At 63.2% G+C, this 13,745-nt stretch carries 11 protein-coding genes; 5 read left to right on the top strand and 6 right to left on the bottom strand.

The window, feature by feature from the left end:
• Positions 1–235 precede the first annotated feature (235 nt).
• From V1294_RS21120 to recG, 3 genes are all read left to right on the top strand, one after another.
• Positions 236–1,429: an RNA ligase RtcB family protein gene (locus V1294_RS21120; RefSeq protein ID WP_334499829.1), complete on the top strand. Its 1,194-nt coding sequence runs from the start codon at positions 236–238 to the stop codon at positions 1,427–1,429.
• Positions 1,426–2,049, top strand: a complete 624-nt coding sequence (prfH, locus tag V1294_RS21115) for a peptide chain release factor H (protein WP_334499827.1) — start codon at positions 1,426–1,428, stop codon at positions 2,047–2,049. Before V1294_RS21120 ends, prfH begins: the two co-directional genes overlap by 4 nt.
• Before the next feature lie 84 nt (positions 2,050–2,133).
• The gene (gene recG, locus V1294_RS21110; RefSeq protein WP_334499825.1) at positions 2,134–4,242 is read left to right on the top strand and encodes an ATP-dependent DNA helicase RecG; all 2,109 of its coding nucleotides are present in this window, start codon (positions 2,134–2,136) and stop codon (positions 4,240–4,242) included.
• Here the strand turns inward: recG and V1294_RS21105 are convergent.
• The 4 genes from V1294_RS21105 to V1294_RS21090 form a co-directional block, all read right to left on the bottom strand.
• Positions 4,194–5,177, bottom strand: a complete 984-nt coding sequence (locus V1294_RS21105) for a dihydrodipicolinate synthase family protein (protein WP_334499823.1) — start codon at positions 5,175–5,177, stop codon at positions 4,194–4,196. The genes recG and V1294_RS21105 overlap by 49 nt on opposite strands.
• Positions 5,178–5,184: 7 nt before the next feature.
• On the bottom strand, positions 5,185–5,967 hold the full coding sequence (locus V1294_RS21100) for a DUF502 domain-containing protein (protein WP_334499821.1): 783 nt from the start codon (positions 5,965–5,967) through the stop codon (positions 5,185–5,187).
• A 90-nt stretch (positions 5,968–6,057) separates the two neighbouring features.
• Entirely contained in the window at positions 6,058–7,884 is a 1,827-nt protein-coding gene (gene glmS, locus V1294_RS21095) for a glutamine--fructose-6-phosphate transaminase (isomerizing) (RefSeq protein ID WP_334499819.1), read from the bottom strand.
• 1,264 nt (positions 7,885–9,148) lie between these two features.
• Positions 9,149–9,799, bottom strand: a complete 651-nt coding sequence (locus V1294_RS21090; RefSeq protein WP_334499817.1) for a PEPxxWA-CTERM sorting domain-containing protein — start codon at positions 9,797–9,799, stop codon at positions 9,149–9,151.
• Positions 9,800–10,334: 535 nt separating this feature from the next.
• Here V1294_RS21090 and V1294_RS21085 point away from each other — a divergent pair.
• On the top strand, positions 10,335–10,913 hold the full coding sequence (locus V1294_RS21085; RefSeq protein WP_334499815.1) for a hypothetical protein: 579 nt from the start codon (positions 10,335–10,337) through the stop codon (positions 10,911–10,913).
• A 107-nt stretch (positions 10,914–11,020) separates the two neighbouring features.
• Here the strand turns inward: V1294_RS21085 and V1294_RS21080 are convergent, their stop codons facing one another.
• Complete coding sequence (locus V1294_RS21080) at positions 11,021–11,410, bottom strand: hypothetical protein (RefSeq protein ID WP_334480863.1); 390 nt, start codon at positions 11,408–11,410, stop codon at positions 11,021–11,023.
• A 181-nt stretch (positions 11,411–11,591) separates the two neighbouring features.
• Here V1294_RS21080 and V1294_RS21075 point away from each other — a divergent pair, with 181 nt between their 5' ends.
• Positions 11,592–12,191, top strand: a complete 600-nt coding sequence (locus V1294_RS21075; RefSeq protein ID WP_334499813.1) for a hypothetical protein — start codon at positions 11,592–11,594, stop codon at positions 12,189–12,191.
• Positions 12,192–12,359: 168 nt separating this feature from the next.
• Here the strand turns inward: V1294_RS21075 and glmU are convergent, their stop codons facing one another.
• The gene (gene glmU / locus V1294_RS21070; RefSeq protein ID WP_334499810.1) at positions 12,360–13,718 is read right to left on the bottom strand and encodes a bifunctional UDP-N-acetylglucosamine diphosphorylase/glucosamine-1-phosphate N-acetyltransferase GlmU; all 1,359 of its coding nucleotides are present in this window, start codon (positions 13,716–13,718) and stop codon (positions 12,360–12,362) included.
• Positions 13,719–13,745 lie beyond the last annotated feature (27 nt).

Genomic DNA, 13,745 nt, shown 5'->3' with positions numbered 1-13,745 from the left:
GCCCGTGGCGGGACTTGCAGCTTTTCCATTTCGCCGCTATGTGTCTCGCGCGATCGGTGGCCGATTTTGGCACGATCATCACGGAGAAGGCTCGATGACGTTGTCTCGCCGCCCCGTCGAGGGCATCGCCTAAGGGCGCGTGCGTTAGCCGCGCCGCTTGGGAATTCGCGCGCTTAAGTCAGCGATATCTGCGTTGCGCGCGTCGACGATTCTCAAATCTTCTGAAAGCTTTTCAATGGGCACTTCTCCCAAGGTGGACGGCCGCGCGCCGATCCACGTCTTCGCCTCGTCCAAATCCTGGATCGAGGGTAATGCCACGCTTCAACTCCAGCAGGTCGCCGGACTGCCCGGCGTGCGGGCGGTCGCGGCCATGCCGGATCTCCATCCCGGCAAATATGGCCCGGTCGGCTGCGCCGTTCTGGCGGATCGCATTCACCCGCAACTGGTCGGCTCCGACATCGGCTGCGGGATGGGGCTGTTCGAGCTCGATATCGCAGCGCGCAAGCTGCGGCTCGACCAACTGGCCGACCGGCTGCACGCGCTCGATCAGCCGTGGGACGGCGACATCAACAGCGTCATGGCCGACGCCGGCCTACACGCCACCACCTTTGATGCCTCGCTTGGCAGCATCGGTGGCGGCAACCACTTCTGCGAACTCCAGGCCATCGAGGAAATCCTTGAGCCTGAGATTGCCGCGCAGGCGGGGCTCGACCGCGACCGTGCGTATGTCCTGGTCCATTCCGGCTCGCGGGGCCTCGGCTTCTCGATCCTGGAGCGCATCCTGCTGAAGGGGCAGGCAGCACTTGATCCCGCGAGCGATGGAGGCGGAGCCTACATGGACGTGCACGATCACGCCGTGCAGTGGGCCAAACTCAATCGTCGCATCATCGCGGAACGGGCAGCAGTGGCGGCGCGTGCGGACCTGCGTCCCGTCAACGATCTCGCGCACAACATGGTCGAGCGTGCGCACAGCGCAGGCGGCGACGTCATGGCGCTGCACCGAAAAGGCGCGGCGGCGTCCGATCGTGGGCTGGTGCCGGTGCCGGGCTCGCGCGGGACGCTGTCGTATCTGGTGGAGCCGCTTCCGGCGATGCGAACGGAGGCGCTCGCCTCGCTCGCGCATGGCGCGGGCCGCAAATACGACCGCGGCTCCATGCACGGCCGCGTCCGGGTCAAGAAGTCCGACGTGGCGCGGCTGGAACGCAATCCCTATGGCGGCATCGTCGTCTGCGGTGATCGCGGCCTGCTCGCGGAAGAGGCGCCGGAGGCCTACAAGAACATTGAACGCGTCATCGCCGATCTGGTCGAGTTCGGCCTGGCGCGTGTGGTGGCGACGTTCCGGCCGCTGGTGACGTTCAAGAAGGCGCAGGCGAATGCCGCAGCCGGTGGCGGCAAGCGGGAGAAATCCTGGAAGGAGGATCGCCGATGATCCGACTTCTCTTCACCAGCGGACGCGGTCCAGCGGAGTGCCGGATCGCGATACGGAAGGCTGTTGCAACGCTTGCTGCCGAAGCTGCTTCGCTCGGGCTCGATACCGATTGCCTGGAGGGGCCGAACGCAGACGGGCATGGTCCAGCGTCGGCGATTATCGTGATCCATGGCGATGCTGCGGCGGCATTCACGCGGCCGTGGATCGGAGCGATCCAGTGGGTGGCGCAAAGCCCCCTCCGGCCACATCACAAGCGGAAGAACTGGTTCATCGGCGTGTTCGAGCTACCGGCATTGCCGGACGCACCGAAAGCGCTGGCGATCCAGGATGTTCGCTTCGAATCCTTCCGCGCTGGCGGCCCCGGCGGCCAGCATCAGAACAAGACGGAAAGCGCTGTCCGTGCCACCCACGTTGCCAGCGGCCTCTCCGTCGTCGCGAGAGAGGAGCGCTCGCAGCACCGAAACAAGGCGCTGGCACTGGAGCGGATCGCGGCGCTGCTCAGGCTGCAGGGCGAACTGGAAGCAATCACCGCGCAGAACGATGCGCACGCGGTGCATGATCGCCTTGAGCGCGGACGTCCGGTGAAGCGGTTCAAGGGCACCGCCTTCCGGGCGTCGTAATCGTTGAACCCTGGTCGGAAAAAAGCCGTGGACGTCTCGCTCAAACCCGCGCATGACGGCACAAAACGGTCTTAGGTTTCCTTGATGCGCCCCACCCTGCTCAATCCGCTGTTTGCACCGGTCACGACCCTTCCCGGCGTCGGGCCGAAGCAGGACAAGCTGTTGCGCTATCTGCTGTCGCGCGATGAGACGCCGCGGCTGGTCGATCTGCTGCTGCACCTGCCGGCGAGCGTGATCGACCGCCGGGCGCAGCCGAAGATCCGCGAGGCGGTACAGGGAACCATGGTGACGCTGGAAGTCACCGTGGACCGCCACCGGCCGCCGCCGCCGCGCAATTCCCGCGCGCCCTACCTCGTCTACGCGAGCGACGATACCGGCGACGTGGTGCTGACGTTCTTCCGCGCCAAGCCCGGCTATGTCGAAAAGCTGCTGCCGGTCGGCGAGACGCGCTACGTTTCCGGTACGCTCCAGATGTATGACGGCATTCCGCAGATTGTGCATCCCGATCGCGTCGTGGATGAAGCAGCGTTTTCAAAACTGTCCGGCATCGATCCTGTCTATCCGCTTACCGAAGGTCTCGCGCTGGGTTCGCTCCGCCGGGCGATCGCGCAGGCGCTGCTAAAGCTGCCGGAACTGCCCGAATGGATCAGTCCGGAAGTGATCCGCCGATGCAGCTTTCCGCCGATCCGGGAAGCGCTGAACCGAGTGCATGTGCCGCTCGAACTCACCGACATTTTGCCCGATGGCCCGTTCTGGTCACGGATGGCGTTCGACGAACTCTTGGCCGGTCAACTGGCGCTGGCGCTGGTGCGCGCGCAATTGCGGCGCCCGGCCGGCGACCGCAACGCCGGCGACGGTCATCTGCGCCACAGGATCATTGACGCGCTGCCTTATGCCCTCACCAACTCGCAGCGCGAGGCGATGGCCGCCATCGCCGAGGATCTGCGCCAGCCGGTTAGGATGCTGCGGCTGCTGCAGGGTGACGTCGGCTCCGGCAAGACGGTGGTGGCGCTCTTGGCCGCCGCTGCGGTTACGGAGGTCGGCAAGCAGGCCGCCCTGATGGCGCCGACCGAAATCCTCGCCCGCCAGCATATCAAGACCATCACGCCGCTGGCCGAACGCGCCGGCTTGCGCGTGGCGATCCTGACCGGCCGCGAGAAGGGCAAGGAGCGCCGCGAGATACTGGCGCAGCTCGAAGCCGGCGAGATCGATTTCCTGGTTGGCACCCACGCGCTGATCCAGGACGACGTGATCTTCAAGGCGCTAGCGCTCGCCGTGGTCGACGAACAACACCGCTTCGGCGTGCGCGAACGGCTGGCGCTGACCAACAAGGGCGAAGCGGTCGACGTGCTGGTCCTGAGCGCGACGCCGATCCCCCGCACGCTGGTGCTCACATATTTCGGCGACATGGACGTCTCCGAGCTGCGCGAGAAGCCGGCGGGCCGCCAGCCGATCGAAACCCGCACCATATCGATGAGCCGCCTCGACGAGGTGACCGATGGCGTCGGCCGCGCGCTACAGGCCGGCAAGCTGGTCTACTGGATCTGCCCGCTGGTGGAGGAATCCGAAGCCGAAGGGACCGAGCACCTCACCAACGCCACGGAGCGGTTTGAAAAGCTGCAGCAACGCTTCGGCGACAAGGTTGGTCTCGTCCACGGGCAGATGAAGGGCACGGAGAAGGACCGCGTGATGGCGCAATTCGCCGCCCACGAGATCGGGCTCCTGGTGGCGACCACGGTGGTCGAGGTCGGCGTCGACGTCCCGGCCGCGACCATCATGGTGATCGAGAACGCCGAGCGCTTCGGGCTCGCGCAATTGCACCAGCTGCGCGGCCGGATCGGGCGCGGCTCGGAGGCGTCTACCTGCCTGCTGCTCTACAAGGAGCCGCTCGGCGAAATGTCGAAGGCGCGGCTGAAGGTGATCCGCGAGACCACCGACGGTTTTCGGATCGCCGAGGAGGACCTGAAGCTGCGCGGCGAAGGCGACGTGCTCGGCATCCGCCAGAGCGGCCTGCCCGGCTATCGCATCGCCCGCTCCGACGTGCACGCCCAACTGATCACGCAGGCCCGCGACGAGGCGCTACGGATCATGAAGGACAATCCAAAACTCAAGGGCGAGCGCGGCGAAGCGCTGCGTTGCCTGCTTTACCTGTACGAACGCGACGAGGCCGTGCCGCTGATCGGTGCGGGATAGCGCGCTCCGGCGGCGGCGATGCGAAGCCGGTAGTGCTCGGTGCCCTCGACGATCTTGTCGATCAACGCTTCCAGCGCCCAGAATTTTTCGTGGACATCGAAGGTGACGGCGCGGCTGTCGGTGCAGGAAAACGTACCGAGACGCTGGTGGTAGAGCTTTGCGAGCTTCGGATAGCCCATCGGTTCGGCCATCGCCGACAGCGCGAGGTAGACGGAAAGCTCGTCCGCCAGCGCCGGATGGGCGGCCGCCTCGGTCATCAGCCACTGGTAGAGATCGGGATGAAAGTTCGTGAACACGCCGGTAAAGCCGCGCGAACCGGCTTTCATCGCCTCATAGGCAATCGCCGCATTGGCGTTGACGATCGCAAGCGGCGTGCCCCTGGTCAGCGCCACCCGGCGTTTTACCGTTTCGAGGTCGCAGGAGACGTCCTTGAGGATGACGAAGCGGCCGGTACCCGCGCAGAAGGTCAGTTCATCGTCGGTGAGCAGACGGCGATAGGGCGCCGGGCACTCGTAGAGGCCGAGGGGCACTTGCTTTGGCAACCGCGCGAGGAGCCAGCTCAGATCGTCGATGAACTTGCCGCCGCCTTCCCGCTTCGCGTCGAGACGATTGGTGACGAGCACCATGCCGTCAACCCCGGTGGCGGCAATCGCGGTCAATTCGGCAAGCTGGTCTTCCAGGCTTTCGCTGATGTGGCCGGAAGCGATCACCGGCACGCGGCCGGCGGCGGCTTGTCTGACGAAGGCGGCGAGTTCAACCCGTTCTTCCAGGCTGAGATACTGCATCTCGCTGGACTGACAGACCGCAAACAGCGCGTCCGAACCATTGTCGATGTACCATTCCACCAGCCGGCCGAGGCCCGGATAGTCGATCTGGCCGTTTTCCGTAAACGGCGTGATCATCACGGGAATGATGCCTTCGATCTTCTTCGACACGGAGACCCTACTCCACCTTCACCTTTGCGGGCGCCGCCTGCAGCGCGGCCGAATTGGCCACACGCGCCGCGTTCGCCATGCCGGCCAGCGCGCCATTGCGTTTCTGTTGATCGGAGCCGGGCTGCACCACGCCGGCCGACATGATCAGGGTCGCCGCGTCTTCGGTGCTCATGTCGACTTCGATGATCTTGCTCTTCGGGACGTAGAAGAAGAAGCCCGTGGTCGGGTTCGGCGCGCAGGGCAGGAACACCGAGATATGCTCCTCCTGGCCGGGAAGCTGGCTGGCGATGTTCACGCTCGGCGACTGCGAGATCAAAACGATCGACCACATGCCCGGCGAGGGAAATTCGACCAGACCGACCTTGCGAAAGCTCGATCCCTTGCCCGAGAACAGCGTCTCGAACACCTGCTTGAGGCCGCGGTAGATCGCGCGCACCACCGGCATGCGGCCGAGCAGGCGTTCGCCGAGATCGACCAGCGTCCGCCCGATCAGGTTGGCGGTGAGGAAACCGAGCAGCGTCAGCGCCACCACGGCGACGATCAGCCCCGACCCGGGCAGGCCGAATGGCAGGTAGGTTTCCGGCCGGTAGACCGTCGGCACGAACGGACGGACGATGCTGTCGACCCAGTTCACGAACCACCAGGTCAAATAGAGCGTGATCGCGACCGGCCCTGCGACAATCAGTCCGGTCAGAAAATAGTTCCGGAAACGGGCCATCAGCCCGGCATGGTGCGCGTCCGGCGGGGGTTCCTCCGGGGACGCGGTCGGGGGCAATTCTTCGCGGTTCATTCGGGTTCCAGGTCGGGGCAGCCGGCTCTATGCCAGCTAAGCCATCCTAGCAGATTTTTGAAGGGCCAACGTGACAGTCGATTGACTTGACTATTCGACGGTTACCGATTTGGCGAGATTTCGCGGCTGATCGACGTCGGTCCCCATCACCACGGCGGTATGATAGGCCAGCAGCTGCACCGGGACGGCGTAGACCATCGGGGTGAACGCCGCCGCCATGTCGGGCAGCACGATGGTGACCAGGGATTCGATGGTGGCTTCCGCCGCCCCCTTGGCGTCGGTCATCAGGATGATGTTGCCGCCACGGGCTGCGACTTCCTGCATGTTGGAGACGGTCTTCTCGAACACCCGGTCGAACGGCGCGATTACCACGACCGGCATGTTTTCGTCGATCAGCGCGATCGGCCCGTGCTTGAGTTCGCCGGCGGCATAGCCCTCGGCGTGAATGTAGGAAATTTCCTTCAGCTTCAGCGCGCCTTCCAGCGCCAATGGATAGCTGGTGCCGCGGCCGAGATAGAGCACGTCCTTTGATTTCGAGATGTCGCGCGCCAGTTTTTCGATCTGCGGTTCTGACGTCAGGGCCGCCGCCATCAGCCGCGGAATCTCGACGAGGCCGTGGACGAGTTTTGTCTCGTCCTCCTCCGACAACTCGCCGCGCGCCTTGCCGGCCGCGACCGCGAGCAAGGCCAGCACCATCAACTGGCAGGTGAACGCCTTGGTCGAGGCGACGCCGATTTCGGGGCCGGCCAGCGTCTGCAGCACGGTTTCGCTTTCGCGCGCGATCGTCGAGGTCGGCACGTTGACCACCGACACCGTGTGCACGCCCTCGGCCTTGGCGTAGCGCAGCGCGGCCAGCGTATCGGCGGTCTCGCCCGACTGCGAAATGAAGATCGCAAGATCGCCCTTGCGCAAGGGCGCCTCGCGGTAGCGGAATTCCGAGGCGACATCGACTTCGACCGGTACGCGCGCGAACCGCTCGAACCAGTATTTGGCGACGTAGCCGGCATAGCTCGCGGTGCCGCAGGCGGTGATCGAAATGCGCTGAATGTCCTTGAAGTCGAACGGCAGCTTGACCGGCAGCATCACGCGCTCGCTCGCCATGTCGACATATCGGGCAAGGGTATGGCCGACCACTTCCGGCTGCTCGTGGATTTCCTTGGCCATGAAGTGGCGGTAGTTCGCCTTGTCGACCAGCGAGGTCGAGGCCGTGTGCTTGACCGCGTCGCGGCGAACGATCGCGTTGTTCTTGTCGTAGATAACAGCGCCCTTGCGCGTCAGCACGACCCAGTCGCCGTCTTCGAGATAGCTGATCGTATCGGTGAACGGCCCGAGCGCGATCGCATCCGACCCCAGATACATTTCGCCGTCGCCGTGACCGATCGCCAGCGGCGGGCCGTTGCGGGCGCCGATCATCAGGTCGTCGTCGCCTGAGAAGATGAACCCGAGCGCGAATGCGCCGCGCAGTTCCGACAGCGCCGCCCTCACCGCTTCGACCGGCTTGATGCCCTGCTGCAGCAGGCTGTCGACCAGGTGCAGAACGATCTCGGTATCGGTTTCGGTCTTGAACACCGTCCCCTTCTTCTCGAGCGCTTCGCGCAGCTCGCGAAAGTTCTCGATGATGCCGTTGTGAACCACGGCGACGCGATCGGTCGCATGCGGATGCGCGTTGTTCTCGGTCGGCTTGCCGTGGGTTGCCCAGCGGGTGTGCCCGATCCCGGTGTGGCCCGCGAGCGGTTCGGCATCCAGCCGCTTTTCGAGGTTCTTCAGCTTGCCCTCGGCGCGGCGGCGCGCGAGGTGCCCGCCTTCCAGCGTGGCGACGCCTGCGGAATCATAGCCGCGATATTCAAGCCGCTTGAGTGAATCCACCAACAGCTCCGCGACCGGAGCTTTCCCAAGAATGCCGACAATGCCGCACATGCGGTTTTATATCCCCAAAACGACGAAGCGCGTCGCAACCCGCCCGTCTCTTAACGAGAAATACAGTCTGACAGATACTCAATAATTGTTGCGTATTGAGACAGTCTTAAGTGGAAAGCTTAACGGACCACCTAACCAGGGATTAACCTGTCACATCCGCGAGGCGTGCGGAATACGGCTCCGCGATCTCGCGGCATGACCTGCCCGAGCTTTGGCCTTGGTTCCCCCGAAAGAGAGGGAGCAGGGAATGCCGGATGCGCGCTGCACCCGCGGTCTCGCGTGCAATGGGTAGAAGGAAACGCACACGAGCATACAGGTTCAGCGGAGGCAATCCGGCATTCCCTGCGCAATGGCTTTACGGCTTATAACGCGCTCTTCCCGGCGACGAATTCCTTTTGCCACCGTCGCCAGCGGATTGAGATTTGCCTAAGCCCGGTCGGGCCGACGCATCTCCGCTGGCTTGACATCAGCCACGGATGCCAGAACCACACGACTTCGCCGTACGCAGCGCCCTCACCGCCACTCCGATCGGCGAGATGCCGGTGCGAAGTTCTGGCGAAGGCCTTGAAACGCCGGTCGTCTGCGCAAACGTTGGATCACTCACGGGAGAACCCGCCCTGCGACCACGATCGCGCCCGACGCCGCTGCGTCCACCGCATCCAACCCCGCGTCCGTGACGATCGCGATACGCCCCTCTTGCCGGGGTGGACGGGCGGAGTGATAGCGGTGATTTGGCCAAAGGTGGAAGCGGAATATTTTTGATTCCGGGGCTTGACACGATTTCGGAAAATCCGAATTGATTTGCCCGTCGTCCCATAGAATGCCTTGAAATACCGCTGCATCGCTGTCCCGACACCGAGTCCCCTTCGCAAGGCTCCCGAAAGATAGAGGAGTGAATTGAAATCATCGTCGGCAATAGACTTCTCAGCTCTCTCCATCCAAGCCAAGCCGGAGAAGTGATCTCCTTTGTTCTCCGAATACTCAGCCATTTCGATCATCGCCACAGCTGAGCCTATCGCGATGAACTCCTCCAAATAAGCGACGGCTTCACTCTCTTTGTCCTGCCTGAAGAGTTCTCGAGCGACGCCGACATTAAAGCCCAGATCGTCCTCGAACAGTAATTAGTCTCCCGGCTCAGTTAAGCTTCCCCAGCCACACGTACTGACGGGTGCAGTCCAGCACTGTCACCGCAATCCGCAACCGGGTCCAGCGCAAAGGCCGCCCGAAGGCGGCCTGTCGGTGGCTTCTGATCGAGGCTGGATGATCAGATCACGCTGAGCTCGGTCGACTTCCGCCGGCGATAGGTCACGTAAGCAACGCTGGCGAAGCCCAGGATCATCATCGCCCACGTGGACGGTTCTGGGACGGCAGCAATGGTTGCGCTGAGGTCATCGACAGAGACATTGCCCTCGGAGCCAAACGGCCGGATGCGGAAGCCGCCAATTCCATTGGTCGAGTCCACACTGTAGCGGGTGTATTTGCTGTCTGCGAAATCATAGCCGTTGTTGCTGCCGTTATCGGCCGACGGATCCTGCGCTACCACGGGTAAGACCGTGCCGAACAGCGTATGGCCGTCCTTGTCGAACACTTCGAGCAACTGGTCGAGACCGCTCGTGTAATTCAGCATGTCAAACGAGAAATTGGTGATTGTCGCCGCGAATGCGGCATTGAAGAATATCCCGACCGCGCGACCGTCGTCACTGTTGCCGTCATAAATGGTCAGGCCCGTGATGTTGTTGCCGCGTTCATTCGGGTTGGCGAAGAAGGGCTTGGCATTGCTGTTCTGACCAAACCAACCGCTTTGCCAGTCGGCGAAGTTCGGACCATCGAAGCTTTCAGTGAGGACTGCGGCGTGCGCCGAACCGGCCACGCAAACGAAGCCGAACGTCGCCAGAAAACGGAAAAACTTATTCATCGAACGAAATCTCCTGTCATGCAGCGGCTCTGCCGCTTGCCAGGAGTGTGGATCGTCTGTCGCGTCAATGTCGCGTCAGTATTAATAAGGTTTTATGAAAGTCCATCTTCAGCTATAAGGTCGACCCGCTAAAGAAAGACGCGGCCAGGTTGACGGAAACCCCTCTCACTCACAGTGGCAGCACCGTGATACGCCGCTTCAGCGGACCGTCAGGCCAATCGGAATTACGGTGACAGACCGGCGAGTTTTCGCCCAGCAATGCCCGCTGGCAGGTTGCGAGGTGGTATCTGCGGCGGCGATCGACCGCGCGGACACGTTGACGGTGCCCTTGACGACTTGCAGGGCTAATCGGGATGCGGAACCATGATTTAGATCAAGATGGTCGCTCGACAGCCGCCCAACGAATTCGCACAGTAAAGTTGTTCAACCCGTTTTTCTGGGCTGGACTCTTCGCGGCTGGGTCGCCGCGCTGGGGTCACCACCGCGATCCCAACCCTGCCGCCGCTTGCCGTTCGGTGATCTGGAGCATGTCACCATGAAACGCCGTCTCGCTGCTTTCGCAATCGTCGCCAGCCTGTACGCACCGGTTGCGCCCGCCAACGATGCCTTGGAGGCCAAGGTGCGGGCCTACGTTCCGGTCGTCTCCCTCGCCAAAGTATGTGACATCAGGATCAATGACGCCACCTCGGGTGACCACCGCGCCATGCTCGAAGCGGTGAAATCCGACCCGAACGCCAACAAGCTCGCCTACCGCCTCCATTACGAAACGCAGACGGCCTACATCAAGGCCCGCGACGGAGGTCAACGGGTCGCCTTCTGCAGGGACTTCATCGCAGCCAACAGCCAATACGCCAAGGCGCGCTTTACCGCCGTGGTCGAGGGCCACATGAGCGACGTCAGCACTGGTGTGCAGAAAGCGATTGCCCACAACGTCTGCGGTGCGCCCCCCGTCAAGCTGTCCAAGGCCGACTGGAAACCGTACGCGCAGATCAAGAAGATGCTTCAGAACGAGCAAAAGTTGGCCAAGGAAAACGCCGAGACGAACGGCTGGAACGTCACCGAGGAAACGACGGCGGTCACGGAACAGTTCTGCGCGGCGGTAAAAACCCGATGAGCATCACCGCCCGGCGGCATTGAACCGGCGGCGGCCGGCATTCGCAGCTTTGATTGAAAATGGCGCGCCATGGTAAGATTTTGTGCGATTTGATGCGGCCCTTAACGTCAGTCGGACGCGGCAACCCGATGGCCTTCGCGCTCGGGATCGCCTTCAACCGCGTCTTCGCCGTGCGCGTCTGCCGGCGCCGGTGCGCCGCGGAATCGAATGACGATCGCGATGATGTCGACATCGACCTTGAGCAGATCGAGGTCGCGCGTCATCTCGCGTAGTTCCTGGCCCTTGCGGGCAAATTCCTCGGAGACGTCGATGGCCATGTTGCGCTCGGTGACCCCACCCGAACTGCCGACGAACATCTTGGCCTTGATCCACGTCAGCCGCGCCCGATGGGTATCGCGGGTGAACTTCTTTTCCACGAATTGCCGCCGGGCTTCAACATAGGCCGCCAGCAATTCCACGTCGGACATCTTGTACAGGGCTTCGGCTGAAAGGCTCATGGCACCGGACTGAGGCTTGTTGAGATCGTGGTGAACGCGCCAGGCGAACGCTCCGCCAGGGAATTTCGATCAGAACCTTGTCCCCAGAATATTTGACGCGCCGCCTCTCTACCAGACGGAATCTCTGCATGTATCATACCGGAATTCCGAATCAGCGGAGGCACCGGCCATGGCGAAAAACATGGTGCAAAAGCGCGCCAAAAAAGCACAACGGCGCAAACAGGTGGTGGCGCAGAAGCGACGGGCCGAGGCATTGGAGGCAGGTCTGCCCGCCCGTGTGCTCCGGGCCGCCCAGGCGCCCATTCAACACTGCCTTCTTACCGAGTCCGTGTTCGACGTTGGCGTAGGAACGCTGGTTCTGGCGCGCGGCGCCACGCAGCACTACCTCGCGGCAGGTTCGTTTCTGATCGACGTGTTCTGTCTCGGCATCAAGGATGTGATGTTCAAATCCCTCGAAAGCGAGGATTTCAAGATGTACATGGACTTGATGGAAGCCGGGTCGCCCATGGTTGCCGTCGATCCGGGTTACGCGCGCAAGCTGCTGCGCGATCTCGCCGCGTGGTCGCAATCGATAGGCTTTGCGCCGCACCGGGACTTCGCGGCGGTGGAGCCGATATTCGGCGACGTGAGCGCGGACGCCGGCGACGCGGTGTTTCGGTTCGGTCGCGACGGCAAGCCTGTCTATATGCTCGGCCCGAGCGATACCGCTGCCTCGATGCGGCAGCGGATCGAGCAACTGCAGAAGTATCTCGGCGATCACGGTTTTGAGACCGCGGCCTAAGATGTAAGCTTCAACGGCGCGTTACGGCGTTACGGTGGCAGTTAATCTGCCGCTGGGCCATTGCAATTGAGTGCACTGCAATTGAGTGCACTGAAGATCATCTAGCCGGCCTTCGTGACCAAGAAGGCGGTGGAGCTAAAGTGAGTTAAGCTCCACAAGCCCCTCCGCCTACCCCTGTTTCGGCTTCTTCGCCCGCATCTTCATCTCGCGGTACCGCGCCGCCCCGCCTTCGCGGTTGCTCTGCGGGCTGCGCTCCACGGCCATCGCATCATCAGGCACGTCCTTGGTGATGACGGAGCCCGAGCCGATATAGGCGCCGTTGCCGATTTTCACCGGCGCCACCAGCGAGGAGTTGGTGCCGACGAAGGCGCCGGTGCCGATCGTGGTCTTGTGCTTGAAGAAGCCGTCATAGTTGCAGGTGACGGTGCCGGCGCCGAGATTGGCGTTGGCGCCGACATGGGCGTCGCCGACATAGGAGAGATGGTTGACCTTGGCGCCCGCCTCGAGCGTCGCGGCTTTGGTCTCCACGAAGTTGCCGATCCGGACGCCGTCGCCAAGCGAGGTGCCGGGGCGCAGGCGGGCATAGGGGCCGACGGACGCCTTCTTGCCGATCGAGGCCTGCACGATGTGCGAGAACGAATGGATCACCGCGCCGTCGGCAATGGTGACGCCGGGGCCGATCACCACGAACGGCTCTATGGTGACATCGTTGCCGAACGTGGTATCGGCCGCGAGATAGACCGTCTCCGGCGCGATCAGCGTCACGCCGGCATCGAGCGCCGCCTTGCGCAGCCGCGCCTGCATCACCGCTTCGGCTTCGGCGAGCTGGCTCTTGTTATTGATGCCGCGCACTTCGTCTTCGCTGGTTTCGATCACGACGGCCTCCAATCCCATTTCCCTGACAATAGCGACGGCATCAACCAGATAATACTCGCCCTTGCTGTTGGCTTTTCCAATCCGGTCGAGAATTTCCAGCGCGCGGTGGCCGTCGAACGCCATCACGCCGGCATTGCACAGCGTCACCTTGCGCTCTTCTTCGGTCGCGTCGGCGTGCTCGCGGACTGTCACCAGGCGGCCGCCCTCGAGCAGCAGCCGGCCATAGCCGGTCGGATCCGCGGCGCGGAAGCCAAGCACGGCAAGGGCTGCGCCCTGCTCCAGCGGCGCGCGCAGCCGCGTAAAGGTTTCTGCCGAAATCAGCGGCGTGTCGCCGAACGCCACCAGCAAATCATCAGCACCGCGCGCGATTGCCGCGCGGGCGGCCAGCACGGCATGGGCCGTGCCGAGGCGCTCGGCCTGAATGAACGTTGCTGCATCGGTGCGGATGCGCTTGACCTCGTCGGCGACCGCCTTGTGGTCCGGCCCGATCACGACCGCCAGTGCAGCGCCCTCGCCGTGCGGGGCCGCGTCCAGCACATGCGCCAGCAGCGACTGGCCGGCGACGGGGTGCAACACCTTCGGCAGCGAGGATCGCATGCGCGTCCCCTCACCGGCCGCAAGCACGACAGTCAGGCTGGATCGAGCGGTCATTCTACTTCCTAGCGGACAATTCGGATG

This window comes from Bradyrhizobium sp. AZCC 1678, from assembly GCF_036924765.1.
GTDB lineage: Bacteria > Pseudomonadota > Alphaproteobacteria > Rhizobiales > Xanthobacteraceae > Bradyrhizobium > Bradyrhizobium algeriense.
Note: the sequence above shows the minus strand (reverse complement) of the source record. Positions and strands in the feature narration are given on the sequence as shown.

Bases quoted from the DNA above. Each gene is read 5' to 3' on its own strand.
- V1294_RS21120 (WP_334499829.1), top strand. From the start codon at position 236: ATGGGCACTTCTCCCAAGGTGGACGGCCGCGCGCCGATCCACGTCTTC.
- prfH (WP_334499827.1), top strand. From the start codon at position 1,426: ATGATCCGACTTCTCTTCACCAGCGGACGCGGTCCAGCGGAGTGCCGG.
- recG (WP_334499825.1), top strand. From the start codon at position 2,134: ATGCGCCCCACCCTGCTCAATCCGCTGTTTGCACCGGTCACGACCCTT.
- V1294_RS21100 (WP_334499821.1), bottom strand. From the start codon at position 5,967: ATGAACCGCGAAGAATTGCCCCCGACCGCGTCCCCGGAGGAACCCCCG.
- glmS (WP_334499819.1), bottom strand. From the start codon at position 7,884: ATGTGCGGCATTGTCGGCATTCTTGGGAAAGCTCCGGTCGCGGAGCTG.
- V1294_RS21090 (WP_334499817.1), bottom strand. From the start codon at position 9,799: ATGAATAAGTTTTTCCGTTTTCTGGCGACGTTCGGCTTCGTTTGCGTG.
- V1294_RS21085 (WP_334499815.1), top strand. From the start codon at position 10,335: ATGAAACGCCGTCTCGCTGCTTTCGCAATCGTCGCCAGCCTGTACGCA.
- V1294_RS21080 (WP_334480863.1), bottom strand. From the start codon at position 11,410: ATGAGCCTTTCAGCCGAAGCCCTGTACAAGATGTCCGACGTGGAATTG.
- V1294_RS21075 (WP_334499813.1), top strand. From the start codon at position 11,592: ATGGTGCAAAAGCGCGCCAAAAAAGCACAACGGCGCAAACAGGTGGTG.
- glmU (WP_334499810.1), bottom strand. From the start codon at position 13,718: ATGACCGCTCGATCCAGCCTGACTGTCGTGCTTGCGGCCGGTGAGGGG.